Source organism: Ruegeria arenilitoris, from assembly GCF_013035425.1.
GTDB lineage: Bacteria > Pseudomonadota > Alphaproteobacteria > Rhodobacterales > Rhodobacteraceae > Ruegeria > Ruegeria arenilitoris_A.
On record NZ_WQHX01000008.1, the window covers coordinates 68,591 to 95,118 of the forward strand.

The following is a 26,528-nucleotide window of genomic DNA, read 5'->3' on the forward strand; positions in this document are numbered from 1 at the left end:
CCGCCTATCCCACCAAATCAGTTTGTGAAAACGTCAAGCTCTCCAATATTTTTGGCTTTAACCAGGAATTGATGGCTGAACTTCCCTTTGTGGAATTCACTTAGTTCGTTCCAGAACTCTTGACTTAGCCTAATACCACCTAATGCACCCTCACCTTGCTCTATATCGTCAGAATGGATCTGCTCCAATCTGGCCGCCTTGTTTACCTCAGGGCCTATCATGGTGAATTGGTGTCGTGTCGCTGAGCCAAAGTCTCCACTTACGACCAGACCAAGGTGCAGACCAATCCTTAAGGACAGCGGTTCATTTCCTATTTTTATTTCCGAAACATTCTTAGCCGCTTGCTCTGCAGCGTTAACCGCTTCAGCACAAATCGCTGCAGCACTTTCTCTTTTGTCCTTCATCACCCAAAACGCCATCAAGCCGTCACCTATGAACTTGTCGATATGCCCGCCGCAATCCAAAACAGGCGTCGTCTGAGCGTTAAAAAAACGTTGGACAACATCCGCAATTCGTTCCGGCGAAGTCTTCAGGGTGAACCTGCTAAAGTTGACAACATCCGAGAACCAGATAACCGCGCGCTCTACGACATAATCTGCTTGGTTTTCACCACCCGATTGCATTCGGCGGCTCAACGCGTATTGGTTGGTGTATGCGTGAAGAATGCGCGTATCGTCAGCCAGCTGGCGGCCCAAAGACGCGGTTTTTCTAGTCGCGTTTCGAAGTTTGATTGATATAATTTTTGCTATGTTACGCCATAGAACGCCAGATTCCGGGTGCGCTTCTATTTTCGTTTTGTCGATGATCAAAACTTCAACGTTGCTTTCGTCAGCGACCAACTCGTAAATACGACGATATCCATTACCTACCAGATGCTGTTCCCCAATGACCTCATTTCGGCGTCTCACAAACAAAGTTTGATCGTTCAGTCTGACTGCAACGGAACCTGTTACAATAATCCAAAGGCATTCGGCCGGGTCACCCGGGCGACATATGCTTTCTCCCTCGGCATACCTGTACGGACGTGGCTCCAGTGCCAAAGGATCTTGCACGTCATCTACAAGGCCACAAAGTAAAAGTGCCTCTTCTTGATCTATATTGAGCTCTTTGATCCGAGTTATTGACGACTTGGCTGCCATTGTTCACACCCCACAACAGCTTCAAAACAATTGAAACGTACCGGTATCCTAGCACAGTAAAGGCTGGTTACTGTCACATTGTACCCCGTCGTTCGACCATACGAAGATTTTGAGATCTAGAGCGTCACTTGCCACGGTGTAGCGCGCGAAAGACAAAACAGTTTCATATCCGGGTTCGATGCCCAGGTTTTCCGAGGTCTCGCGAATAAATGCTTGCAGAATGTGTCGCCAGCAGAAGAAAAGATTAACGGAGAAGACTTTCAGCTTGTTTCGGCGTGAGTATATCAGGCCGATCACATGTCGTCGTAACCTCGATCCAACGGCGCTGTTCCGCCGCATTCAAAATCGCTGTCATGACTTCTACAACGTGTGTCGCCAACTCGAGACTGCAGCGGTGCGGCACATTTTGGATAATGGCCGAAGCCATATCTGCAAGCCCAGCGCAACGATAATTGGCGCGGCTGAGTCCGCTCCCGTCTTTTGTATTGATCACTGAAAACGGATGAGCTCGTTCCGCAATTTCGGCAGTTTCTCCAGTTGCATCCGTCATACAAACTTCACCGCCGAAGAAATTTGGATCAGGTACAAAAAGTGATCCGGTGGTGCCGTAAAGCTCCATGTTTGCGTGACGATGATCCCAAACGTCCCAGCTCGCCCCTAGGGTCACCAATGCGCCACAAACGAACTCGAGGATTGCGTGAATGTTCGTTGGAGTTTCGACCCCAACTTCTTCGCCTTCTCGTGGGCCATTGCCGATTGTACGTGTCCTGAAACCGGTCGATGCCATGGCTGTTACCGACTTTACGGGTCCGATCAACTGCACAAGGTTGGTCAAGTAGTAGGGTCCGAGATCAAGAATGGGGCCGCCACCGGGTTGGAAGAAAAAATCAGGGTTGGGATGCCAGGCTTCCATTCCGTGCGACATTACATGGCAAGTTCCGCCTATGATCTTACCAACCTGACCTTCGTCTATCGCTGCCCGGGCAAGCTGATGTGCGCCACCAAGGAACGTATCCGGCGCCGACCCGACCCTAAGCCCCTTGCTTTGCGCAAGTTGGCGAATCTCTTCGCCTTCCTTCAGGGTTAGAACAAAGGGCTTCTCAGAATAAGCGTGTTTGCCGTTCTCCAATATTCGTTTCGTTACTTCAAAATGAGCGGCAGGGACGGTCAGGTTGACGATAATTTCGATGTCGTCCGCAGCAAGCAGGTCGTCAATCGCAACGGCTCTCACGCCAAATTCTTGAGCTCGGGCTTCGGCAGCTTGCATGTCCAGATCAGCTACTGCCCGGACTTCGAGGAAATTGAACAAGGGCGCCAACTCCAGGTAGGCGGCCGAGATATTTCCACATCCGATGATACCAATTCCAAGGTTCCTCATGACAAAGCCCCTCAGAACGCCCGAACACTGGCAAGCGAACGGGTTGCCATGCGTTTATGATCACTCGGTTTATCGTGTTCGATGATGTAGCGTTCAACGCCTGCTGTATCCATTGCCCGCTTGATGGCAGCCCAATCCAAGATACCGTGACCTACGTCGGACCAACCGTCTTCGTCCTTGTTCTCGCCCTGCGGAGCGACGTCCTTTACATGAACGGCAACTATTTTGCCAGACAACCTTTCCAGCCATTGGACAGGATCCTGACCCGCGACCTTGACCCAAGCAAGATCAAGCTCAATTCCGATATCTTCCGAGGCGGCAGCGATCAGATCCAAAGGCATGACACCTTCGACTGAACTCAGTTCGAATTCGTGGTTGTGCCACGCAAACTGTAATCCTGCCGCAACTATAGGCTCACTGGCCTTCGCCAGCCTCTCACTAAAAGACTTCCACCCTGCTGCAGTTGTTGGCCGGTCTGATGGGGCCAGGAAAGGAATGACAACAACTTGAATGCCCAGCGCCTTTGCCGTCTCGACGGCTCGTTCAGGGTTATTCTCAACAAAATCCAAAGAGAAATGAGCCGTCGGCATCTTGAGGTTGTTGGCCTCAAGCATCGCCGCAGTTCTGGACGGGTCCTCAAAATATGGTCCGAACCCTTCAACTTCTGTTATACCGAGTTCAGCGAGCATCGAAAAAGTCTCCTCGGCGTCCCAATCACGCGAAGAATAAAGCTGGTAAGAAATGGATGGCATAGAATGTCCTTCCGAAACGGTGTTGGAATTGCGCGAGTGGCGGTCAGAGCCGCAACTCAGTTTGTTTATCAAAAAGCGATGCCCGCGACGGATTGAGACCAATACGAAGGGTTTCACCGACTGAAACCTTAGCCTGCCCATCCATCCGCACCCGAAAAGGTGTCCCAGCCAGTTCACAGTCGACCAGAGTATCAGAACCTGTGGGCTCAATAAGGCCGACAGTTACATCCGTCTGAAATGGCGCATTGCCAACCAGTTCACCAGTCACCACGTGTTCTGGCCGGATGCCAAGAGTGGTTTCACTGTCTGTCGGGCTACCGTTGACAAAATTGTATCCGGTCATCGGTATAGAAAGATCACCAAATTCGAACTCTCGCCCTTTAATTCGACCATCCAGAAAATTCATCGAAGGTGACCCGATGAACCCCGCGACGTATTTATTGATTGGTTGCCCGTAGATTTCGTCTGGTGTGCCAAGTTGCATGATTTGACCACCGCGCATAATTGCAATTCGATCGGCAAGAGTCATTGCCTCGATCTGGTCATGCGTTACATAGATCATTGTATTTTCTAGGTTTTGGTGCAGGCGCTTAATTTCGACCCTAAGATCCGCCCGTAATTTGGCATCAAGATTGGAAAGTGGCTCATCAAACAGAAATACGTCCACATCACGCACCAAAGCCCGCCCAATCGCGACGCGCTGACGTTGCCCGCCGGAAAGAGCAGCGGGTTTGCGCTTCAGAAGCGGCTCGATCTGCAATACTTCGGACGCCCGTTTGATGCGCTGGGCGATCTCGGTCTTCGGTAACTTGGCGTTTTTTAAACCAAAGGAAAGATTCCCTTCGACCGTCATCTGTGGATAAAGCGCATAAGACTGGAACACCATTCCTATTCCGCGTTCCGAAGGCTCGGACCAGGTAACGTTGTTGCCATTGATGTGGATTTGTCCCGCAGTCACATCAAGCAGCCCCGCGATACAATTCAGCAGGGTAGATTTTCCGCAGCCTGATGATCCGAGCAAAACCAGAAACTCACCTTTTCCGATTTCCAGATTAAGGTTTTGAAGAACTTTGACTGAGCCGAATTCCAGGTCGAGGTTTTTGATTTCAACCGAATTGTTCATACGAATTCACCCTTTGACTGCGCCAGCGGCGATACCGCGAACGAAGAGTTTCCCGGAAACAAAGTAAATAGTGAGAGGGACAAGGCCAGTTATAATCGTTGCGGCCATGTTGACGTTATATTCCTTAACCCCTTGCGTGGAATTAACGATGTTATTGAGCGCCACGGTCATCGGATAGGTTTCAGGTCGTGCGTACACAACCCCAAACAGAAAATCGTTCCAAATACCAGTGACTTGCAGGATCACGGCAACTGTAAAAATCGGTACCGACATCGGCAACATAATGCGAAAATAGATGCCCCAAAATCCAGCCCCATCGACGCGGGCGGCCTTGAACAGCTCTTCCGGCAGCGAGGTAAAGTAATTCCGGAAAAGCAGGGTCAGGATGGGCATTCCAAAAATGGTGTGCACAATCACCAAACCGCCCAGCGAGCCATAGATACCCATCTCGCGTAGCATTATGACGATCGGATAAAGCATCACTTGATAAGGGATGAACGCGCCAAAGATGAGGATAGTAAAGAAAACATCAGCGCCTTTGAATTTCCAGTTGGCTAGAGCGTAGCCATTAACCGAGGCTATCGCGATCGACATAAATACAGACGGAACCGTAATCTTGACCGAATTCCAAAATCCGGTGCTGAGTCCGTCGCAAGTCAGGCCGGTGCAGGCCTCGGACCATGCTTTCACCCAAGGAGCAAATGTCACCTCTACAGGCGGGGAAAAGACGTTCCCCAACCTGATCTCGGGCATACCTTTAAGTGAGGTTATGATCATTACGTAAAGAGGCAACGCATAGTAGATCGCAACAACAAAGAGTGTGCCGTAGAGAAAAATGTTTCTACGCGAGATGACTTTCCTCGGCTTTGGACCTTGCGGTCCCGACAATGTCGAAGGCGATACATCAACCACGGTTTTTCGAGCCTCCGAATTCGAGAATTGCCCAGGGAATTACAACCAAAGCCACGGTCAACAGCATCATCGTCGACGCGGCAAAACCCTGACCCAGATTGTTTGCTCGGAACATCATGTCGTAGACATATTTCGCTGGGACTTCTGTCGAGACACCCGGGCCGCCGCCTGTCTGGGCGACGATGAGGTCATAAATTTTCACAATACCTGTGACGACCAAAACCAATGTCGTGATAAAAACCGGTCTCATCATTGGGATGACGATAAATATGTAGGTTTTCCAAGCAGGGATTCCGTCGATACGCGCTGCTTTCCAGACCTCCTGATCTACACCACGTAACCCGGCGAGCATCAGCACCATAACAAGACCGCTGCCTTGCCAAAGCCCAGCGATCAAGACCCCGAATATTGCGATGTCTGCGTTGTAGAGAGGATCGAACGCAAAGCTTTCCCAACCCAGTCCTTGAACAATGCTCTGGATTCCAAAATCGGGGTTTAGGATCCATTGCCAAACCAGACCAGTAACAACAAAGCTAAGTGCGTAGGGATAGAGAATGATGGTGCGAACGGTGTTCTCAAACCGGATTTTTTGATCAATCAATGCGGCTAGAATGAAGCCGATGACAAAAACCAGCACCAACATACACAGGCCATAGATGATCAAGTTCTCGATCGAAACAAGCCATCTGTTGGTCGACCACAGCCTTTCGTACTGATCTAACCCAACCCATTTGAGCCGAGGTAACAGGCCAGATTTCGTGAAGCTGTAGACAACAGTCCAGGCCGTGCCGCCAACAAATACAAAAAGCGCTGTTACGATCATCGGGATCGCCGCTATTTTTGCTGACTTGTTGCGAAACAATTGGCTCGGGCGCCCGTTGCTCATGCGCTTTCCCCAACTCAAATATTGAACGGTAGTTTGCGGTCGACCCACCTTTTTGGTTGATCGACCGCGCTTCTGTTTATTCGGCGTTTTCGATAATCGTCACGAATTGCGCCTGAGCGTCCTCAGCCGTTATCGAAGGATCAGCGAAGAATTCGACGAAGAGCGTGCTGATCTGGTCGGCCGTGTCAGGCGTGTTCAGCATCGCTGTGTCAGGCAGCAGGGCGCCTTCGCTCAGAAGTTTCAGGCCCTTCTGCATGCAGTCGTTTGCAGTCGACAAATCAATATCACCGCGAACAGGCAGCGAACCTTTTTTCAAATTGAACGCCACTTGCGTTTCAGGTTTCAGCATCAGTTTTGCCAATTCAGTCTGCGCTGCGACTTGCGCTTCATCCTCCAACACCGGGAAATAGAAGGCATCACCTCCGGTGCTCAGCAGCTCGGTCATGCCCAAACCGGGCAGGCAACTATAATCTTCACCGGCGACTTGTTCAGCCATGGCAAATTCACCTTGCGCCCAGTCACCCATGACCTGACCTCCGGCCTGCCCGGTGATTACGAGATTAGTTGCGTCATTCCAGTTTTGTACCGTTGATTCTGCGGCCATGGCGCGCGCGGTTTCAGCCGCTTTGAACACCGCTGCCACATCCTCGCCCCCGGCGATCTCAACATTTTTGTCGCCGTACACAGACATAAAGACGTCATTTGATACCAAAGCAGCAAAGAGCACATTAAACAGCCCGCGCTGTTGCCAACCTTGTTGTCCCAGCGCCAGAGGGAGCTTTCCAGCCTCCTGAAGTTTTGGCGCGGATGCTACGAATTCTTCCCAATTGGTGGGAACCGGCAGTCCTGCATCTTCGTAGGCTTTGTGCGACAACCATATCCACTGCCAAGAGTGAATATTTACAGGCGCGCAATAAATGCGCCCGTCTACGGTGCATGCGTCAAGCAATGTCGAAGGGTTTACGATATCCTTCCAACCCTCTGCCTCGGCAATATCCGTGATGTCGCGTAAAAGACCTGCTTCAATCAATTCTTCGGCCTGACGCCCATGGTTGAACTGGAAGGCGCCCATCGGATCTCCGCCGGTCAATCGACTGACCATTACTGCCCTCGCCGCCTCTCCGCCAGCGATTGCCGCGTCAACCCAAGTGTTTCCCGATGCATTGAATGCGTCTGCGAATTCCTTCACCGCCGCAGCTTCGCCACCAGAAGTCCACCAATGCATGACTTCCAGCTCGGTAGCAGCAGCGCTGGACGCCGCGACAATCGCTGTTGCTGATAACAGCCCTTTGACCCGATTCATGTCTTCCTCCCAATCTATAACGTTATAGGTCGATCTATAACGTTATAGTTAATGCTTGCAAAGGCTTTTTTTAGACGGCTATATATGGACCGCGCTCTTGCGGAGGAACGACGGAACTTGAATACCGAGCCTCAATTATTGCCTTCACGGAGTTGATCGGAATGCGACGAACGACAGCAGATCTTTGCAATTTGAGTTCCGACGAGCTCAAGGCACTCGTCCGTCCCGGCGAACGTCCGACTTTGAAAACAATTGCAAGAATCAGCGGCTTGGCCGTCGCGACCGTGTCACGTGCGTTGGGCGATGCACCGGACATCAGCAGCGACACCAAAGAGCTTGTTCGAACCATAGCTCAAGCCATCGGATACGTCCCCAACCGGGCCGGCGTCCGACTGCGCACAGGCAGAACGAACGTCATAACATTGGTCGTTCCTGCAGAAGGCGAAGTCATAAACAACGCTTCGAAATTGACGAATTCAATTGCTCTGGAACTTCGGGGCACTCAATTTCATCTAAACGTGCTGCCGTGGTTTCCAGACGAAGACTCACTTCGCCCCATCAAATATATCGTCGAAACCCGCTCGGCAGATGCCGTGATCTTCAATATGACTGAGCCCGAGGACCCCCGAGTCGACTATCTTTTGAAGCGAAATTTCCCTTTCGCGACCCACGGACGCACTATTTGGTGCGACCGACACGCATACTATGATTACGACAACACAGCTTTTATGCACGTCGCCCTTAAGCGGCTTGCTGCGCGCGGCCGCAAAAATGTATACGCAATGTTGCCTCCCTCAAGTCAAAACTACTCGCAAGATATGTTGCGCGGATTGGAACAGGCGGCTCCGAATCTGGGCCTTACTTTTCGAGTGGCGCAGAACGTGGACAGTGATCAATCTTCCGACGACATCCGTCATTGGATCAAGCGCAGATTGTCAATTTCACCTGATATCGATGCCATCATCTGCTCATCGTCAAAGGCAGCGATGGCCGCTATTGTTGCAGTTGAGCAAAGGGGCAGACGTTTAGGGCAGGACATTGATGTATTCTCAAAGGAGGTTGTCCCAATATTAAAGCTTTTTCGCGAAGATATCCTTGTCGAATTTGAAGACGTTGGAACCGCGGGTAGCTTTCTTGCGAAAGCAGTTATGAGGCAACTACTACAGCCAAGCCAACCGCTCATGCAGAAGCTCGAGGTCCCAGCAGACGACTAGTACCGGTGTGAATTACATAATGCCGCAGAGATGAAGTTTCGTTTCGGTAAGTCGCAAGACCAACGTTCGGTCCTTTGGGGCGGCGTACCTAAAACATTCGAAGAACGAAACTTCGAGCCATGGACGAACGAAGCTCTGAAGTGATGCGCAAAACGGCATTCCTCAAGTTACTTGCGCGACCATACGAAGTCTTTTCATTTGAGTCATGGCGCACATCAATATTCGCTCCAAGATGTTGCCCCTGGCTACTAGTTGAACGCCAACTTCCCTTCTGAATGCAGTCTGCGAAACGCTTCCAACGTCCAACGGATTCCTTCTGCAGGTTTTACCGAAGGATAGTCCCCAAGATAATCTCTGATTGGCTGGTCACTCAGGTCAGCTGGTACCGGCAACATATCACCGGTCGTGGTGATCTCGTGTGCTGGATCAAGGCTGGAAAGTATCTCCAGCCCTTCTTCGACAGTCATGCAGGTTCCATTTAGGTCAAAAACAACGGCTCTTTCACCATCTTTGCTCACGGATGCTATGAAAGCTGATGCAGCTTCACCTGCATAAAGCCAACTCAATGGTCCTCCGTAAGAAATTCGAAATGGTTTACCGATGACAGAATGCGCCAAGCCCACGCTGAACTCTGACGTCATCCCTTGGTCGCGCCCTACCCCGTAAACAACGTTTGGACGAATTCCCACCGACGGCACCCCCCAATCAAGCGAATAAACTTCTGCAGTGTATTCATTCGCAAGTTTGTATGCGCCATAAAGCGTGGCAATTGTCGGTCCGCCCGGCGGCATTCCGTGGACAGCAGACGAGCTTGCGTAAGCAAGCCTTTTCAACCCATGTCGGCGCGCGACTTCAAGAACATTTATTGTTCCTTCTACATTCACACGAGCGCCCAACGCCGGGTCAGCTTTGCAAAAAGGGATCATCAATCCAGCAAGGTGAATCACGGCGGTAACATTGTGCCTACCGCAAATTTCGTAGAGCTGATCCTGATTTGATATATCGCCGACTTCCCAGGTTACGCAACTTGCAGCCTCGTCATCAATCAGAAGTGACAATCGCCTTCGATCTTCGCGAAGATCGAAGGCCACGACCTTGGCGCCAGAGTTTGCAAGGATCGCAACAACCCACGACCCAATACACCCTCCTGCACCGGTAACCAGTATGGTTCCAGTTACCCGAGATGGTTCGATCAAGAATGGTTCGGTCAGAGAATCCAATTTTCACAACTCCCGAAGTTTCCAAATCTAATATGGAAGTGTTAATTACGTTAGTCGACCCACAAGAAATCAGATCGTTTTGGGCGACAAGCGCCGATCATGCGGGCCCTTCAACGGCGGAAAATGCACACCCGCAAACCGATCATGAGCGCAAGAGGTATTCCTGGTCAAAGCAACCAGGTAAAAAACTCCAACGTCCACAGCCGATGCAATAGTACATAAAACATTGTTGGAAAAAATTACTCTGTCAAAAAATGGCGACCCCGGCAGGATTCGAACCTGCAACCTGTCCCTTAGGAGGGGGCTGCTCTATCCAGTTGAGCCACGGGGCCTCGCAAGGTTCTCTGTAGCTTGGTTTTCTGGGGATGTCATGACCTTTGCGTAGCAGTTGTAAAATACGTCTTGTTCACGCTACCATCCGGCAAAACAACAACGCAGGTGCCCTCTCGTGACAACAGAAAACAAACGCCCGCTTACTCTTCGAGATGTATCTGAAGCATCCGGAGTGTCCGAGATGACAGTAAGTCGGGTCCTGCGCAACCGGGGCGATGTTTCCGACGCCACGCGAACCCGGGTTTTGGCCGCCGCGAAAGAGCTGGGTTACGTGCCAAACAAGATCGCAGGCGCGCTTGCGTCCAGTAGGGTCAATCTTGTTGCAGTCATTATTCCATCACTGTCAAATATGGTTTTTCCTGAGGTTCTGACGGGCATTAATCAAGTATTGGAAGATACCGAACTTCAACCGGTCGTTGGCGTAACGGATTACTTGCCCGAAAAGGAAGAGAAGGTCCTGTACGAAATGTTGTCATGGCGGCCGTCGGGCGTAATTATCGCTGGACTGGAACACACAGATGCAGCGCGCGCCATGCTGGATTCAGCAGGTATCCCAGTTGTTGAGATCATGGATACGGATGGAAAACCGGTCGATGCGATGGTCGGAATCTCTCATCGCCGCGCGGGGCGCGAGATGGCACAAGCGATCCTTAAGGCGGGGTACCAGCATATCGGCTTCATGGGCACTAAGATGCCTTTGGATCATCGGGCCCGTAAACGGTTCGAGGGATTTACCGAAGTGCTGGGCAAACATGGGATCGAGATTGAAGATCGCGAATTTTACTCGGGCGGGTCGGCGCTGGCCAAAGGGCGCGAGATGACGCAAGCGATGCTCGAACGGTCACCTGACTTGGACTTTCTGTATTACTCCAATGATATGATCGGCGCGGGCGGGTTGCTGTATTTACTTGAAAAGGGAATTGAAATACCTGGTCAAATTGGCTTGGCCGGGTTCAACAATGTTGAGTTACTGCAGGGTTTGCCGCGCAAACTGGCGACCATGGATGCCTGTCGTCTGGAAATTGGCCGCAAAGCGGCCGAAATAATCTCGACCCAACTGAAAGACCCGGAAGTAGAGATAGAATCCCGCATAACCCTGACCCCCAAGATCAGCTTTGGTGATACGCTCAAGCGGCGCTGACGGAAACTAAATGCAAAAACTAGATAATAAGGCGGCCCGTGCCCTGTTCATGGATCGCCATGCTCTGCTAGAGCAACCATCCGGTTCGGCCAAAGGTGCCGACTTGTTGAACTTGATTCAGCGGTTGGGCTTCGTGCAACTCGACAGCATCAACACTGTCGCCCGCGCACATGACATGATCCTGTTTTCACGCAGGGCATCCTATCGGACCAACAACTTGAAACGCCTATATGAGGCGGATAGAGCGTTGTTCGAACATTGGACGCATGACGCTGCAGTGATTCCAATGGAATACTATCCTCATTGGCACCTACGTTTTCAGCGCGATGCAAAAACGATGAGGGCGAGATGGAGTAATTCCCGGCGCGTGACAATGGAAGAACAATTCGGCGCAGTCTTGCGCCATGTTCGTGATCATGGGCCGGTTAGCTCTTCTGATTTGGGGAAAGGCGAAAAAAAGGGAACGCCAGGCGGCTGGTGGGATTGGCATCCTTCCAAAACCGCGCTGGATTACCTATGGCGCTCTGGTGCCCTGACGGTCATTGGGCGCGAGGGATTCCAAAAACGATATGATCTGACTGAACGTGTGATCGAGGAGCATTTATGCCCCGGTTACCAGGAATTCAGTTCGGCGGATACCATCGATTGGCTGTGCAACGCCGCGCTTGACCGACTAGGATTCGCCTCATCGGGCGAACTGGCTGCCTTTTGGGACACCGTTAGCCCGGCCGAGGCAAAAACTTGGACAGATCAGGCTCTATTACGGGGAGAATTAGAGGAGGTCAGTGTTTCATGCGCGGACGGACGCATCCGCAAAGGGGTGGCGCGCCCCGGAACTAATGATGTGGCCTTGTCATTACCACCGGCCCCAAGGCGGATCCGAATACTCAGCCCATTTGACCCGATGCTGCGCGACCGCAATCGCGCTGAACGCCTTTTCGGATTTCATTACCGTATCGAGGTTTTCGTGCCCGGGCCCAAACGCATCTATGGCTACTACGTCTTTCCAATGCTTGAAGGCGACCGCCTTATCGGAAGAATGGACATGAAGGCGCATCGAGACGAAAGCGTTCTAATGGTGAAAGCGGTTTGGCCCGAAAGATCGGTGCGATGGTCACAAGCGAGAACAAAACGACTGGAATCAGAGCTGGACAGAGTGTGCCGGCTCGCCAAACTTGATCGGTTTGATTTTGCTGAAAACTGGTTGAAAGACCCAAAATAGACTCACAATCTCAATCCAGAAACTTCATTTCCTTGATTACCGCCTGAACCTCTTGCAACGAGGAATCGACTGAACGACCCGATGTGTCCAGCTGAGCAGAGGCCTGAGCATACAACGCTTCGCGGTTGGCAAGGATCGATTTCAACTGATCCATCGCGGCCGGGTTTCCGGCCATAGGTCGTTCATCCCCTTGCGCACGGACACGATCCATGTGTTCTTGAGGCGACGCACGCAACCAAATTGTGTGAAAGCGGTCTAGCAACTTTGAATATGTGGCTGGTTCCGCCACAATTCCCCCAGCGACGGCAAGCACCATTCGTTCGTTAGACTCGATAGTTCGGTCAAGAGCCTGCGATTCCAGCTTGCGGTAACCTTCGTGCCCGAAGAACGCCATGATGTCCTGTTGTGGCATCCCAGCCATGTCCTCGATCACACGCGTCAGCTCTACAAAGGGTAATCGCAATGTGTCTGCCGCCAACGCGCCCAGAGTCGACTTTCCGGCACCTCGCAAACCGATGAAGCAAATCCGGTGCGCACGATGGGAATCCAAGGGTTTGGAACTCAGTTTTCCCAACACGGTGTCCTTGACACTGCGATCTGCCCTCTGAAACAACTCAACCACACGCAGGGTTTCCGAATCCCAAGGCTCATTTTCGGCAATAAGCCATTCAATCCTGTAATCCAAAGCCTGCGCAACGCGCTGTAATAACCCGATGGAAATATTGCCCTCTCCCGCCTCAAGCTGGGCCAAATACCGCGTTGAAATTCCTGACTTTTCAGACAGCTCTCGACGTGACATTCGCTTGATCTGCCGGGCCTTACGAACACGAGCACCCAAGTGAGAAACCAGGTCCAGAAATGTCGAAACAGATCTGTCGGCTGCGTCTTTTGAGTTTTCCGGTAATGTCGGTCGGTTCTGTCCTGCCATCGAATCCAACCCATTCGTGTATTACGGTGCAAAAATTATGCCGAAATCATCTATTTCTCAATTCCGTGAGAAGACTGCGTGGCTGATACATTGTGATCAAGTTTCCAGATCATCCAATTCTCCCAAAATATCCAGAAGCAAGTCATGTCGATCCGGACCCAGAAGATTGCGAATTTGTTCAGCCTGACCCAAGCTTCTGGCGATGTTTGCTTGAATAATCTGTTCACCGCCTTCGCTGATTTCCACGATCTGGCGACGCCGGTCGTTTGGAGAAATATGGCGAAAAATCAGGTTCTTATCTTCCAGTTTCTTGAGGATCCGCGTCAAACTCGGCAAAAGCAAGCAAGCGCTGGCCGCTATCTGTGTTGGTTCCTGCGGCCCCTGCTCTTTCAGAACGCGCAATACACGCCATTGCTGTTCGGTCACACCAGCATCAGCCAAAATGGCGCGGATCGGTCCCATAACCTTTTCCCGAGCTCTCAGTAAAGCGATTGGAAGAGACCGGGACATCAGTGGCAGTTCATCAGACATGGTCAATTCTTGCTTAAATCTCACATAAGTGCAACTCATCGTAAAATAAGAACTTTTCGAGTTTATTTGCCAGATCAATAAAGAACTGGAACATCGTAGGCTTGCTCAGATCACATGCGAAAACCATGTTTTTCAGGCGAAAGCGCAATCTCTTATTAAAACATTATCTTACTGTGCGCGCATCATCGCCGCGGCCTGCGCATAGCCGCCGGATGCACCATCAACGAAATGCACGTGGTCATCGCGCATCGCTGAAGGGACAAAGCAGGTCATCATCGCCTCCTGTTGGGCGTGCAAGCCATAACGGATTTTACCGATTTTCTGTGCGTCGTCTAATATTTGGACGATCCGGGACAGCGTGGCAGGGTCGCAATCCAGCGTCATTTTCAAGCCGTCGTCAAATTTGCGGAAATCTGAGTTACTGCTGACCATTCGCTGATAATGCACTGGTTCAAAGTTTCCCAATCGCATGCCCGACTTGAACAAAAGTCCTAGGAATAGGTTTTCGGCAAGCAGTCTGAGCTTGTGCAGAAACAAGTTTCGTCCCTGACGTGAGACATGCGCATCCAAATCAACACCTGGCGGAGGCCATTTTATTGGAGGTCCGTGTTCGGGAACCGGGTGCCCAGCCCTGTCTAAGGACTGTGCCGTGGACAATACCAATTTTGCAATTTCCGCAAAATCGCTTTCGTTAGACTCGGAATCGGGCTGAATAACGAGTGAAACGATTTGACCATGGCGAGCTGCACTGTTGGACCAGCGACAAGAAAGCCCGGTCAAATCGGGCTGCGTGTCGCTATCGTCGGGTGGCACAGCAAAATTTCCAGCTTTCATTTGCCCTTCAGTCCAGGCCAAACCGCCGCCGGATAACATAGCATAGTCTACACCTGATGAAGGCGCATATCTGGCCACTCTGATGTCGCGACCTGCCTGGCGAATGGCTTTGACTGGTATCAGAGCCGCACGCAAGGCAATATCAAACTCGGCTTCGGCCCAACTACGCAAAATGGCCAGAGTTCGATGCGCTGCTTCAGCATCCTCGGCCGGCACTGCAAATGCTGCGCCATCCCCTCCAAACACGTAGGGAAAGACGCGACCATCCAAAGCGTTAATCATACCCGATATCACCGCCGCGCCAACCATATTGACGGTTTTGTACCGACCTCGCGCAATTTCTCCGGTCGAGTCAACGATATCGGCCACCCCTACATACCAGCTGTCGGGTAGAGCCCGGAACTGATCGGGCTCGCTTAGGCTGAGGAAGTCGTCAGAAATCGGAACCGTCGCATAAAATTGAGAATCTCTGTCAGTCATCATTGATCCGCAAAAAGTAATTCTCGTTGAAGATAGCGTGATCCTTATCGGTTTCCCAAACCTGAATCATATCGCATGAGCTTGTGTACGACAGCGTGACATGCCAAGCATTCGGATAAGGAGGACTGGATGCAGGCAGGTTTGATCATTTTGTGTCTGGCTTACGTCCTCAGCCAGTTCTTCAGGGCATTTCTGGCGGTTCTAACCACCGAATTGGGACGCGATATTGGTGCGTCGCCAGAGGACTTGGCGTTTGCCTCGGGTCTTTGGTTTTTGATATTTGCCGCCATGCAAATCCCGGTTGGTTGGGCGCTGGACCGTATCGGACCCCGCAAAACCGCATCGGTCTTGTTGTTGCTTGGCGGTGGAGGCGGAGCAGCATTGTTTGCGGTCGCCACAACGCCAATACATGTGTCTGTGGCGATGGGACTGATCGGGGTTGGATGTTCACCGGTGCTGATGGCTTCTTATTTCATATTCGCCCGAGAGTTTCCGCCTGCAAAGTTTGCTACCCTCGCCGCAGTTATGTTGGGTGTTGGCTCGATCGGAAATCTGGTCGCGTCCTATCCAACAGCGCTGGCTGTTGAGCTAATGGGCTGGCGCGCTACTCTGGGCGGTTTGGCATTCGTCTCCACCGTTGTGGCGATGGGAATCTGGGTCTCTGTAACCGACCCCAAGAGGGTAGAGACAGAACATAAAGGTACTGTGCTAAGCCTTTTGAAAAACCCTGCTTTATGGACGATCCTGCCACTAATGCTTGTAGCCTATGCGCCATCTGCCGCCTTGCGCGGACTTTGGGCTGGGCCTTACCTGCGGGATGTTTTTGGGCTAAGTACCACACAAATCGGTCAAGTTACATTGATCATGGGTGCCGCGATGATCGCGGGAACCTTCGCTTACGGTCCCTTGGATCGAATCTTGAAAACCCGCAAATGGGTAATCTTTGGTGGAAACGCCCTGGGCGCGGGTGCTCTGGCGTTTTTGTGCCTTTGGATCGAAGATTCCGTGTGGTTCTCGGCTCTGTTATTGGCCGTCATAGGATTTCTGGGGGCCAGCTTTCCGGTCATCATGGCACATGGGCGTGCATTCATTCCGGCGCATCTAGTTGGCCGCGGTGTGACACTGCTAAACCTGTTTGGCATTGGCGGAGTTGGGTTAGCGCAATTTGCGACCGGGCGCATTCACGCGGCCAATGTCAATATTAGTCCAACGGCACCATACACTGCGATCTTTGCGTTTTTTGCAGTTGCCCTTGTTTTTGGCTGTCTGATCTACCTATTCAGCCGGGACAGCGTGGACTGACGGATCGGAGACAGCCCGTGCAGGAAATCGAAGTAATAGCCCCCAATCTGAAACACAGTCTTTCTGGCGTAACCACAACCGTTGTTCGACTGCTTCCGATTCAGCAAAAAATGATTGGAATTCGCGCGACCGGACCCGGGCTTCCGTCTGATATTCCCCATATTAGGCTCTGGAAAGTACCATTTCTTTCGCGAAAATTCCGTCGGGTTTGGCATGCGCGACGAAACACCGAGATGCTGATGGGGCTAGTGTTAAAGTCGATCTTGCGGTGTAACTTTAGGCTTTTGTTCACTTCAGCCGCACAACGCGACCATTCCCGGTTTACCAAGTGGCTGATTTCCAGGATGGATGGGCTGATTGCAACGACACCTCAGGCAGCATCTTTTCTGAAATACCCTGCTACCGTGATAATGCACGGCGTGAACACTGAACTATTCCATCCAACAAGTGACAAACAGTTACTTCGTGCTTCGGTTGGGTTACCTAATGGCACTCTCATTGGATGCTTTGGCCGAATTCGGCCGCAGAAAGGCGTCGATCTGCTGGTAGACGCCGCAATCGAGGTTCTTCCCAGGCATCCCGACGCCCAGATCGTGTTCACCGGACGTGCAACCAAAGAATTTGAAGGTTTCCAAAAGGAACTAGAGGAAAAAGTTGCCGCAGCCGGGTTGTCCGACCGGTTGCATTTTCTTGGAGAGCGTCCGTGGGAAGAAATCGTTGAAATGTACCGCGCTCTTGACTTGTTTGTCGCCCCAGCGCGCCACGAAGGGTTTGGTCTGACACCATTGGAGGCGATGGCTTCGGGCGTGCCGGTAATAGCTAGCGAAGGTGTAGGCGCCTTTAGTGCTCAGATTAAGAATGGGGTGACTGGTCGGCTGGTGGAAAAAGACAACGTACGGGCGTTGGCCGACGCCCTGCATGACATGCTCAGCGATCCTGAAAAACTATCCGAAACAGGAAACGCTGCCCGCGCCCATGTCGAACAATACTTTCGAATCGAGGACGAGGCGCAAGCAATCGTCCGGGTCTATCGCGCTCTGCTGGACGCACCGTAACGGCCACAATCACGTCAAATCGGTGATTTGCGCGGAATTCCTGTGCAATTGGCCTTTTTTCTTTTCTGCAACGCAGCTATGAACGCGCGTCCTTAACTTTGGAGACATGAAATGGGCTATCGCGTCGTTGTCGTCGGCGCCACGGGTAACGTGGGCCGCGAAATGCTGAACATACTGGATGAACGCCAGTTCCCCATCGATGAAATTGCCGCACTGGCTAGCCGTCGTTCCTTGGGTACTGAGGTCAGCTTTGGCGACAAAACGCTCACGACCAAGGACCTGGATACATTCGACTTTGCTGGTTGGGATATTGCTTTATTCGCTGTGGGATCTGAGGCGACCAAGATTTATGCCCCCAAAGCGGCCGATGCAGGCTGCGTGGTTATAGATAACTCTTCGCTTTACCGGTACGATCCGGATATCCCGTTGATTGTGCCAGAGTGCAACCCGCAAGCGATCCACGATTACAAGAACAAGAATATAATCGCTAACCCCAATTGCTCGACCGCACAGATGGTTGTGGCGCTTAAGCCATTGCACGACCGCGCCAAGATCAAGCGCGTTGTTGTTTCAACCTACCAGTCTGTATCTGGCGCTGGCAAAGAAGGGATGGATGAACTGTGGGATCAGACCAAGGCCATCTATAACCCTACAACCGAAGTTGAACCTAAAAAGTTTCAGAAACAGATCGCGTTTAACGTCATTCCGCAGATCGACGTCTTCATGGAAGACGGCTCGACCAAGGAAGAGTGGAAGGTGGTCGTTGAAACAAAGAAGATCGTCGACCCTTCGATCAAAGTCACCGCGACCTGTGTGCGTGTACCGGTCTTTGTTGGCCACTCCGAGGCAGTAAATATCGAGTTCGAAGAATTTCTGGACGAAGATGAAGCACGCGACATCTTACGCGAAGCTCCGGGAATCATGGTAATCGACAAGCGCGAAGCCGGTGGATACGTGTCACCGGTAGAGTGCGCAGGAGATTTTGCGACTTTCATCAGTCGTATTCGGCAGGATTCGACTGTGGAGAATGGCCTGAATTTATGGTGTGTTTCTGACAACCTGCGCAAAGGCGCCGCTTTGAACGCAGTTCAGATCGCTGAGTTGTTGGGTCGTGAGGTTCTGAAAAAAGGCTGATTGGAACATCCATTCATGCTTTGACTGATAAAGAACCCCGCCACCACATGGCGGGGTTTTTTGTGCCACTTGACGATGCGCGGGTTCACGAAGGGCCGTATGAAAAAATTGAATATTACCTAAGGGCCTCTAGCGATCCCACTTTGATGACCATCATAGTTGGTATGGCAAAGACGAATGATGCAATATGATGCGCAGCGTTCCGTTGGCATCTTTTTTGTAACCCCAACTTTTATCCACCTTGGTTTCATTGCCATCTTTGTCCGTCATCAATACCCAACCCATCCACATCGCAACATCGCCTTCGATGAAAGTTGCAGATGTCTCTGATGTAACCGTTCGCCAACCTTTTAAGCCAAAGCCACTGTCCAAAGGGTATTCTGCATCATGGCCAACGAAATAAGACAACGCGCCCTTTCTGGTTGGGCGAAATGTTTGCTTGCCGCTTGCCATAGTCGGTTTGAACAGAACCGGTCCAAGGTTATAGCCATAAGCAGAATCCAGTGTCTTTTCCGCAATCAACCGCGCGCCATCTATACCCTCGACCTCGTAAGCCTTGGCGATTGCCACTAGTGCTTTGCCCCAAGCTACCCGAGCCTCAGCTATCTCGCTCTCGGTGATTGCCATCAGATTACTTCCCCTGCCATTCGGGCAAAATGCCCTGAGTTTTCGCCATTATCTGAAAGGTGTTAGATCATTTGGTCTGCTCAGTCGACCTTGTTTTCAGACCATCAAATACTTGGACACCGTCGATTTTCAGGCCTGCTGTTCAACCAGAGTTTTCAAATTCACTAGACCCCTTTCATAATCACCACCAACCCAGTTATCCATCATCAGCCCCATCCAACGCGACATAGGGTTCAATCCCAATTCAGATTCGAATCCCCAAGTTACTTGCGTTTGATTTCCCTCAGGTTTCAATTGAAACGAGGCCGAAGCAGTCCCCATCGGCCCAAAATTCAAAGCCGTCTTAACGGATTGATCTGGGATGCTCTCGATGATCTCCTGCGATCCACTGCCAACTTGCGGATGGTCAGAGCTCCATAACAAAGTATTGCCCACCCCAGCCTCGGGACCGCTGTATGACAACTCGGTCTGCGGGTCGCGGGACAACCATGGCGACCATTTTTCGGTCTGTTGCATGGAATTTACATAAGGAAAGATTGCACTGGCGGGAGCGTTGATAGTGATACTGCGGGAAACTTCCGCCTTACTCGGCAACAAATAAGAGACGCCAACAAGAGCCAAAATGAGGACAAGCAAAGTTAAGAGAATACGTTTTATGAATCGCATGTCACGCTCCTTAATAGAAATTGGTTGGGGACGTTATACAGACAACTCGCGATATCAGACATCAGATACGCACCGCTCAATACAAGATTTCCAACTATTGCATGAAGGAGAAATATGGCTCTAACCCAACACAAATGGGCAGAAATAACCTTGGCGACCCTGGTAGAAATTCAAGCGTTTCCAGCAAAGGCTGTGCGCAATCCACCTTTGAACTCTCCCAGGTAAAGAAAGCAGCTCGTCCAAATTCTCAAAAAATTCGAAACATAATCTTCCTGCAGTGCAACGATTTAGCAAGGATTGGACGCAATTTTTGACCGGCGCCGTGGGGGCGCAACAATTGGGGTGAATGTGGTGAACAATATTATCACACTAGAACAAAAGGAATCCGTGCGCCTGGATCCGGACCGCTTGAACGTTCTGTACCGGCAATTGGGTGATGCGAATGCTACAGACGTGCTGAGTCGCACGATCGAGGAACTGGCCTTACGCATTTCCAATTGCGAACAACACTGGCGTCAGCGGAACTGGGCCAATCTGCGCAAATGCGTTCGGTCGCTTGTCGGTATTTCGGATCAGGTTGGGATGACAGCACTTGCCCGCGTGGCAGAAGACGTGTCCCACACAATAGATGCTGGTGACGCCGTCGCTACGGGAGCGACACTGAGACGATTGATTAGGGTAGGTGAACGCTCCTTGACTGCCGTTTGGGACCAAAAGGACCTGACAGTCTGACCGGGGGTTGCAGGCAGGACTTTGGCGGATAATCTTGGCGCGAACACAACAGCCCCGAGAAGCCTATGCCTTTGTCCTTTGCAGCACCCGACGAGTCCACCATTGCTCTTGAAGTCGTGGCACAACCTGATCTTGAAGCATGGTTGCAGGAACAGCCAACTCAGGTTGCCGCATGGGTCACGGCAAACGGATTCACCGGTGCTTTAGGGCAAGTCATTTTGTTGCCGGAGCCGGACGGTTCACCGGCCAAAGCCGTTGCAGGATTCGGTAGCGCAGAAAAACGTGCACGTAAACGATTTCCGTTGGCTGCCGCAGCTGAAGCTTTGCCAAAAGGCTCGTACCGAATCTCATCAGAGCTGCCGGATGCCATTCTGGAAAACGAATGTTTGGGCTGGCTGATGACAGCCTACAGCTTTGACAAGTACGCTGACCAATCGTCAAGCAAAGCAAGGCTGACTGCACCCGAAGGCGTGGATGTTACTCGGATTGAAACATTGGCCAATTCCGAGGCTTTGACCCGCGATCTGGTCAACACACCTGCATCCGACATGGGCCCCGAACAGCTGCAGTCTGCGGCCGAGGCATTGGCGCAAGAATTTGACTCCTCGTGCAAAGTGGTCCTCGGAGAAGCCCTGTTAAGGGACAACTTTCCAATGATTCACGCCGTTGGCCGTGCCGCAGAACAAGCTCCGCGATTGATTGAGGTGAACTGGGGACACAAAGGGCCCAAACTGACTTTGGTTGGCAAAGGCGTCTGTTTTGATACCGGTGGACTGGACTTAAAACCAGCCTCTGCCATGGGGTTAATGAAAAAAGATATGGGTGGGGCCGCAAACGTGTTGGGCTTGGCGCGCATGATCATGGCTTTGGAACTGCCCCTACAACTACGCGTTCTGATTCCTGCGGTTGAGAATGCTGTGGCCGGCAACGCCTTCAGACCCGGGGATATTCTGACGGCAAGAAACGGTTTGACAGTTGAGATTAACAATACTGACGCCGAAGGTCGGCTGGTGCTGGCCGACTCTCTTGCTTTTGCTGCTGAGGAACACCCTGACCTTGTTATCTCGATGGCCACTTTGACCGGGGCCGCTCGCGTTGCCGTCGGACCAGATATCGCCCCTTTCTATTCCAACGACGATAAAGTTGCGGAAATAGTGCAGCAGAAAGGACAAGCCACCGCTGATCCAGTCTGGAGACTTCCGCTTCACACTCCATATGAGGCCATGATCGAACCTGGGATCGCGGATTTGGATAATGCACCATCGGGCGGTTTTGCAGGTTCGATAACCGCAGCTTTGTTCCTTCGTCGATTTGTCGACGAATGCCGTTACCTTCATTTTGACATCTATTCCTGGCAACGCACGAAGGAACCGGGTCGCAGCAAAGGCGGATTGGGGCAGGGGCCTCGCGCAATACTCGCCGCGCTGCCGGAGGTTTTGGGTTTATGAGCCAACGACGCGTAGTAAACCCTGTAGTTGATCTTCTTCGGGAGCCCAAGGGTCAGCGGGACCGGCAACTGTTATTTGGCGACACCGTCACAGTGTCCGAAGTCGCTGACGAGTGGAGTTTGGTGATCTCGGACAAGGATGGCTACCGCGGGTGGGTTGCCTCTGGTCAACTGGGAGAACTTAGCCCCGAGACACATTGGATACTTGCTCCGGCAACTCATGTGTATACCCAACCAGACATGAAAAGCGCCGATATTCTGTCGTTGAGTCATGGTAGCAGGATAAGAGCATTGTCTGAACAACATGGCTTTCTGGAAACCGAGTTGGGGTATGTACCCCAGGTGCATGCCATTCCAACTTTTTCCCGTTTGACCGATCCTGTCGCAGTGTCTGAGCAGTTTCTTGGCACACCTTATCTTTGGGGCGGCAACAGCCGGTTCGGTCTGGATTGCTCAGGTCTGGTACAAGCCGGGCTACTGGCTTGCGGAACAGCTTGCCCCGGCGATAGCAGCGATCAAGAACGTCAGCTGGGCAAAACCTTGCCTGGGGGCACACTGGCCGAACGCGGCGACTTGTTGTTCTGGAAAGGTCACGTTGCCTGGGTCGCGGGCGAGAATTTGCTGCTACACGCAAACGCCTACCACATGGCTGTGGCATATGAGCCGATGGACAAAGCGATCTATCGTATCGAGAAACAGGGAGACGGAGCCATTACGTCGCACATTAGGCTTTAATCAGGGTCTACAGCCCGGATTAGTTTTCGCTCCAGAACCCTAAGAACTGTTCGCAGATCTTGCCCTCGTTTCAGGATACGACCATCCATTCCGACCACGGAATACATCCCTTGACGCAAACGCAATCCCGGGTGCTTTTCCACACGGTAGATCGGGTGTTCTGCAGTTCTTCGGAATATGGAGAATATCGCCACATCGCGCAGGTTGGATATTCCATAGTCGCGCCATTCCCCGGCGGCGACCATCCGGCCATATACGGACAGAATCTGAGACATCTCACGCCGGTCAAAGGAAACCGGCATCTGCGCCGGACGTGAGGGAAACCGGCTGGGAGGCTGCATGTTCATGATCCAAGCCTCGCCGGAAATCCAAATTGAATCAAGCCTACCGCTCTTAGATTGCGCATTTTCATTTCCACCTGTTACCGTCGGCCAACCTGACGACAGATCAGAATTACTGGTAACAACCCTACTGCCAATATGACCAGTGAAGGAACCGCTGCGCCCTCCAACCGTTCGTCCGAAGCCAGCCGATAGGCCTGAACCGCAAGTGTGTCAAAGTTGAACGGTCGCATGATCAGTGTCGCTGGCAGTTCTTTCATTACATCAACGAAAACAATCAATAACGCAGTCAGCAGCGATGGTGTCAGAATTGGCAGATGAACCCGGCGCAATGTGCCCAGAGGCGTTTGCCCCAAAGACCGAGCCGCCGCATCCATGTTGCTGTGAACAGTGCTTAACCCGCCTTCATACGCGCTGAGGGCCGCAGCGAGAAATCGAACCATGTATGCCGCTATCAACAGCCAAATTGATCCTGTGACCAACAATCCTGTCGATATTCCGAAATTTTGGCGCATCCAAGCGTCCAAAGTATTGTCGAACATGGCAAAAGGCACCATCAGCCCTACGGCGATAACGCCTCCGGGCACTGCGTAGCCCAATCTGGCCAAATAAGCCGCCATATTCGACCCGCGCCCCGGTCTAAGGCGTTGAAAGAAACCAACGCCGATTGCGGCGCAAACCGTGACCAGCGCCGCTGTTCCCGCCAACAACAGCGAGTTACGGATAAAACCCAGATAGCGCCGGGAAAACAAATCCTGCTCGGAATCCATACCCATTTGCACCAGAATGAAAACGGGCAACAAAAACCCCAACAACACTGGTATGCTGCACAACGTGAACGCGGCGACTGATTGCCAGCCATTCAGCTGTGCCGCACCCATTCCCGCGTGACGCTTGCCGGTTTGATAGTATTTTGCCTTGCCACGTTGAGTCCGTTCGGCCACTGCCATTACCAAGGCAAAAACCAGGAGGCATGACGCCAGTTGAGCCGCCGCTGCACGATCAGCCATCGAGAACCAGCTTGTGTAAATACCCGTCGCAAAGGTCTGAACGCCAAAATACGCAACAGTGCCGAAATCTGCGATTGTCTCCATCACCGCCAAAAGCACACCGCCTGCTATAGCTGGACGCGCCATGGGCAATGATACACGCCAAAAAGCCGCCCATGCGCTGTTTCCCAGTGCTCTCGCGGCTAAAAATGCGGTAGCGCTTTGTTGAAGAAAAGCCGCCCGAGCCAAAAGGTAGACATAAGGATACAACACAAGGATCAGCATTACTGCTGCACCTTCAGTGGATCGAATTTCAGGAAACCGGTAATCGCGGGGACCCCAGTCCATTACTTGCCGCAAGGTGGACTGTACAATGCCGGGATGATCCAGAATAAACGTGTAGGCGTAGGCTAATACGTAAGCTGGAAATGCAAGCGGAAGGACCAGCGCTATTTCCAAAAATCTAACCCCCGGAAAACGCGTCATGGTCACCAACCAGGCAGCACCAACCCCAACGGAAAACGTGCCTGCCGACACCAATAATACCAAAATCGCAGTGGTCAGGACGTATTCCGGCAGAACTGTTGACAGCAAATGTGCGATTGTATCCGTGCCGCCAGTGACCGCCGCCACGACAACAGCCAACATTGGTAAAAGACAGGCTGCCGCCACGATGTAAGCAATGCACCCGACAAATCGTGTGCCCAGCGCTCCGCGATTGCGGGTTCCGTGTTCTGCAAGTTCGATTTTTGCCATTTACCAGGCTTTTGATCGACAATCCCAACGATTTGTCTTTAATCGACTAAAACGCTCGGAAACACCAGTAGGCGCGTCAAAGTTTCTTTGACGCTTTTGTTGTTCACCCAGTTATTCGTAGACCCGCTGATCTTCGATTACCAACCCATCCTTAGGCAGCGAGCCTGGCGCGACAACTTCTATGGCTCCCTTAAGTTTGAGTACCTCAACAACGGTTTTTGCGTAGGCCGAGTCGTCGCCACCGGGGCTTTCGATCTGCACGGTCAAAGTATCCATCTCTCCGTGACGAGCCGCGATGACGCGCGCCTTGACGATTTCCGAATGTTTATCGACCAATGCGGCCACCTGTTCGGGGCGCACAAACATACCCTTAATCTTTGTGGTTTGGTCTGCGCGGCCCATCCAACCCTTAATACGCATGTTGGTTCGCCCACACGGTGACACGCCTGGCAATACTGCAGACAAATCTCCTGTCGCAAAACGTATGAGTGGATAATCAGGGTTCAACGAGGTGACGACCACTTCGCCCACATCCCCATGCTCCACCGGAGTTCCCGTTCCCGGGGTCACGATCTCGACGATCACATGTTCATCAATGATCATCCCCTCCATCGCGGGACTTTCATACGCGATGTTGCCAAGATCCGCAGTTGCATAACATTGAAGACAGGCGATCCCGCGATCCGCATATTCCTGCCGCAAAGAAGGGAACAGAGCCCCGCCTCCAACAACGGCTTTCTTGAAATTTAGCAAAACGCCCATTTCTTCGGCCTTGTCCAAGATTACTTTAAGATAATCCGGAGTGCCGGCATAAGCTGTGCATCCCACATCACGTGCCGCAGTGACCTGCAATTCGGTCTGCCCTGTTCCGGCCGGAAGCACTGCAGCACCTACCGCACGGGCACCGTTTTCAAAAATCATTCCTGCGGGGGTCAAGTGATAGCCAAAACAATTTTGAACAATATCTTCGGGCCCGATTCCGGCAGCATGAACAAACCGCCCCATGCGCCACCAATCGTGATCCGTACTTCCGGGTTCATAGATCGGCCCCGGCGACTGAAAGATGTGATGGAATCGTGCCGCCGGCTTTAACGTTAATCCGCCAAATGGTGGATGATCCGCCTGAGCGCGTACTAAGTCAGACTTTCTAAGAACGGGAATATTCACCAAATAATCCATCGAAGAAATGGATTCCGGTTCCACATCTGCCAGATACGCAGCATACCCTGACGCAGTTTTGGCCTTTTCAATCTGAGCACGCAATGCTCGCGTTTGTTCGGCAGCACGCTGATCTGCCGAGCGGGTTTCGAGGGCATCATAAAACTTCGTCATCACCTACTCCTCCATC

The 26,528-nt window shown here is 51.9% G+C and carries 25 protein-coding genes and 1 tRNA gene; 9 read left to right on the top strand and 17 right to left on the bottom strand.

The features are described from left to right. Positions 1 to 17: 17 nt before the first annotated feature. From GOV45_RS19140 to GOV45_RS19170, 7 genes are all read right to left on the bottom strand, one after another. Positions 18 to 1,139, bottom strand: coding sequence for an adenylate/guanylate cyclase domain-containing protein (locus GOV45_RS19140; protein ID WP_170480802.1), 1,122 nt, complete (start codon positions 1,137 to 1,139; stop codon positions 18 to 20). Positions 1,140 to 1,383: 244 nt separating this feature from the next. Further along, complete coding sequence (locus GOV45_RS19145) at positions 1,384 to 2,517, bottom strand: Gfo/Idh/MocA family protein (protein ID WP_170480803.1); 1,134 nt, start codon at positions 2,515 to 2,517, stop codon at positions 1,384 to 1,386. An 11-nt stretch (positions 2,518 to 2,528) separates the two neighbouring features. Further along, positions 2,529 to 3,269 (bottom strand): sugar phosphate isomerase/epimerase family protein, encoded by a 741-nt coding sequence (locus GOV45_RS19150; protein WP_170480804.1) that lies wholly within the window; start codon positions 3,267 to 3,269, stop codon positions 2,529 to 2,531. A 43-nt stretch (positions 3,270 to 3,312) separates the two neighbouring features. Further along, on the bottom strand, positions 3,313 to 4,392 hold the full coding sequence (locus GOV45_RS19155; protein WP_170480806.1) for an ABC transporter ATP-binding protein: 1,080 nt from the start codon (positions 4,390 to 4,392) through the stop codon (positions 3,313 to 3,315). A 6-nt stretch (positions 4,393 to 4,398) separates the two neighbouring features. Further along, the gene (locus GOV45_RS19160; RefSeq protein ID WP_170480808.1) at positions 4,399 to 5,304 is read right to left on the bottom strand and encodes a carbohydrate ABC transporter permease; all 906 of its coding nucleotides are present in this window, start codon (positions 5,302 to 5,304) and stop codon (positions 4,399 to 4,401) included. After that, a complete protein-coding gene (locus GOV45_RS19165) occupies positions 5,297 to 6,190 on the bottom strand; it encodes a carbohydrate ABC transporter permease (protein WP_170480811.1) in 894 nt (297 codons plus the stop codon). The genes GOV45_RS19160 and GOV45_RS19165 overlap by 8 nt, the downstream gene beginning before the upstream one ends. 76 nt (positions 6,191 to 6,266) lie before the next feature. After that, positions 6,267 to 7,493 carry an ABC transporter substrate-binding protein gene (locus tag GOV45_RS19170; RefSeq protein ID WP_170480813.1) on the bottom strand — a complete coding sequence of 409 codons (1,227 nt, stop codon included), beginning with the start codon at positions 7,491 to 7,493 and terminating at the stop codon, positions 6,267 to 6,269. A gap of 161 nt (positions 7,494 to 7,654) precedes the next feature. Between GOV45_RS19170 and GOV45_RS19175 the strand changes: the two genes are divergently transcribed. Continuing rightward, entirely contained in the window at positions 7,655 to 8,707 is a 1,053-nt protein-coding gene (locus GOV45_RS19175; protein WP_170480816.1) for a LacI family transcriptional regulator, read from the top strand. Between the two features lie 248 nt (positions 8,708 to 8,955). On the opposite strand, the gene GOV45_RS19180 is transcribed toward GOV45_RS19175, so the two are convergent. After that, positions 8,956 to 9,927: an NAD-dependent epimerase/dehydratase family protein gene (locus GOV45_RS19180; protein WP_170480818.1), complete on the bottom strand. Its 972-nt coding sequence runs from the start codon at positions 9,925 to 9,927 to the stop codon at positions 8,956 to 8,958. Between the two features lie 255 nt (positions 9,928 to 10,182). After that, positions 10,183 to 10,259 (bottom strand) — tRNA-Arg (locus GOV45_RS19185). A gap of 116 nt (positions 10,260 to 10,375) precedes the next feature. Between GOV45_RS19185 and GOV45_RS19190 the strand changes: the two genes are divergently transcribed. After that, on the top strand, positions 10,376 to 11,401 hold the full coding sequence (locus GOV45_RS19190) for a LacI family DNA-binding transcriptional regulator (protein WP_170480820.1): 1,026 nt from the start codon (positions 10,376 to 10,378) through the stop codon (positions 11,399 to 11,401). A gap of 10 nt (positions 11,402 to 11,411) precedes the next feature. Beyond that, on the top strand, positions 11,412 to 12,623 hold the full coding sequence (locus GOV45_RS19195) for a winged helix-turn-helix domain-containing protein (RefSeq protein WP_170480822.1): 1,212 nt from the start codon (positions 11,412 to 11,414) through the stop codon (positions 12,621 to 12,623). A gap of 10 nt (positions 12,624 to 12,633) precedes the next feature. On the opposite strand, the gene GOV45_RS19200 is transcribed toward GOV45_RS19195, so the two are convergent. The 3 genes from GOV45_RS19200 to GOV45_RS19210 form a co-directional block, all read right to left on the bottom strand. Then, the gene (locus GOV45_RS19200) at positions 12,634 to 13,551 is read right to left on the bottom strand and encodes a helix-turn-helix transcriptional regulator (RefSeq protein ID WP_170480824.1); all 918 of its coding nucleotides are present in this window, start codon (positions 13,549 to 13,551) and stop codon (positions 12,634 to 12,636) included. A gap of 96 nt (positions 13,552 to 13,647) precedes the next feature. After that, positions 13,648 to 14,082 (bottom strand): homoprotocatechuate degradation operon regulator HpaR, encoded by a 435-nt coding sequence (hpaR, locus tag GOV45_RS19205; protein WP_170480826.1) that lies wholly within the window; start codon positions 14,080 to 14,082, stop codon positions 13,648 to 13,650. 168 nt (positions 14,083 to 14,250) lie between these two features. Then, a complete protein-coding gene (locus tag GOV45_RS19210; protein ID WP_170480828.1) occupies positions 14,251 to 15,399 on the bottom strand; it encodes a DUF3095 domain-containing protein in 1,149 nt (382 codons plus the stop codon). Between the two features lie 126 nt (positions 15,400 to 15,525). On the opposite strand from GOV45_RS19210, the gene GOV45_RS19215 reads away from it, so the two are divergent. The 3 genes from GOV45_RS19215 to GOV45_RS19225 all read left to right on the top strand — a co-directional run bounded on the left by GOV45_RS19215 (position 15,526) and on the right by GOV45_RS19225 (position 18,887). After that, positions 15,526 to 16,698, top strand: coding sequence for an MFS transporter (locus GOV45_RS19215; RefSeq protein ID WP_170480830.1), 1,173 nt, complete (start codon positions 15,526 to 15,528; stop codon positions 16,696 to 16,698). A gap of 17 nt (positions 16,699 to 16,715) precedes the next feature. Beyond that, positions 16,716 to 17,753, top strand: coding sequence for a glycosyltransferase family 4 protein (locus tag GOV45_RS19220; RefSeq protein WP_170480832.1), 1,038 nt, complete (start codon positions 16,716 to 16,718; stop codon positions 17,751 to 17,753). Between the two features lie 111 nt (positions 17,754 to 17,864). Next, positions 17,865 to 18,887 (top strand): aspartate-semialdehyde dehydrogenase, encoded by a 1,023-nt coding sequence (locus tag GOV45_RS19225; protein WP_170480842.1) that lies wholly within the window; start codon positions 17,865 to 17,867, stop codon positions 18,885 to 18,887. 153 nt (positions 18,888 to 19,040) lie between these two features. Here the strand turns inward: GOV45_RS19225 and GOV45_RS19230 are convergent, their stop codons facing one another. Further along, a complete protein-coding gene (locus GOV45_RS19230) occupies positions 19,041 to 19,514 on the bottom strand; it encodes a phosphoribosyl-AMP cyclohydrolase (protein ID WP_170480843.1) in 474 nt (157 codons plus the stop codon). A gap of 129 nt (positions 19,515 to 19,643) precedes the next feature. Then, positions 19,644 to 20,180, bottom strand: a complete 537-nt coding sequence (locus GOV45_RS19235; RefSeq protein WP_170480845.1) for an SRPBCC family protein — start codon at positions 20,178 to 20,180, stop codon at positions 19,644 to 19,646. Between the two features lie 342 nt (positions 20,181 to 20,522). Between GOV45_RS19235 and GOV45_RS19240 the strand changes: the two genes are divergently transcribed. The 3 genes from GOV45_RS19240 (at position 20,523) to GOV45_RS19250 (ending at position 23,094) form a co-directional block, all read left to right on the top strand. After that, positions 20,523 to 20,912 (top strand): hypothetical protein, encoded by a 390-nt coding sequence (locus GOV45_RS19240; RefSeq protein ID WP_170481270.1) that lies wholly within the window; start codon positions 20,523 to 20,525, stop codon positions 20,910 to 20,912. A gap of 65 nt (positions 20,913 to 20,977) precedes the next feature. After that, positions 20,978 to 22,360 (top strand): leucyl aminopeptidase family protein, encoded by a 1,383-nt coding sequence (locus GOV45_RS19245; protein ID WP_170480847.1) that lies wholly within the window; start codon positions 20,978 to 20,980, stop codon positions 22,358 to 22,360. Beyond that, complete coding sequence (locus GOV45_RS19250; RefSeq protein ID WP_170480849.1) at positions 22,357 to 23,094, top strand: NlpC/P60 family protein; 738 nt, start codon at positions 22,357 to 22,359, stop codon at positions 23,092 to 23,094. The genes GOV45_RS19245 and GOV45_RS19250 overlap by 4 nt, the downstream gene beginning before the upstream one ends. Here the strand turns inward: GOV45_RS19250 and GOV45_RS19255 are convergent. The 3 genes from GOV45_RS19255 to GOV45_RS19265 all read right to left on the bottom strand — a co-directional run bounded on the left by GOV45_RS19255 (position 23,091) and on the right by GOV45_RS19265 (position 26,512). After that, the gene (locus tag GOV45_RS19255; RefSeq protein WP_170480851.1) at positions 23,091 to 23,441 is read right to left on the bottom strand and encodes a DUF2794 domain-containing protein; all 351 of its coding nucleotides are present in this window, start codon (positions 23,439 to 23,441) and stop codon (positions 23,091 to 23,093) included. The genes GOV45_RS19250 and GOV45_RS19255 overlap by 4 nt on opposite strands. Positions 23,442 to 23,515: 74 nt before the next feature. Next, positions 23,516 to 25,180, bottom strand: a complete 1,665-nt coding sequence (locus GOV45_RS19260) for an ABC transporter permease (RefSeq protein WP_170480853.1) — start codon at positions 25,178 to 25,180, stop codon at positions 23,516 to 23,518. Between the two features lie 111 nt (positions 25,181 to 25,291). Continuing rightward, on the bottom strand, positions 25,292 to 26,512 hold the full coding sequence (locus GOV45_RS19265) for a phenylacetate--CoA ligase family protein (RefSeq protein WP_170480855.1): 1,221 nt from the start codon (positions 26,510 to 26,512) through the stop codon (positions 25,292 to 25,294). Positions 26,513 to 26,528: the final 16 nt, after the last annotated feature.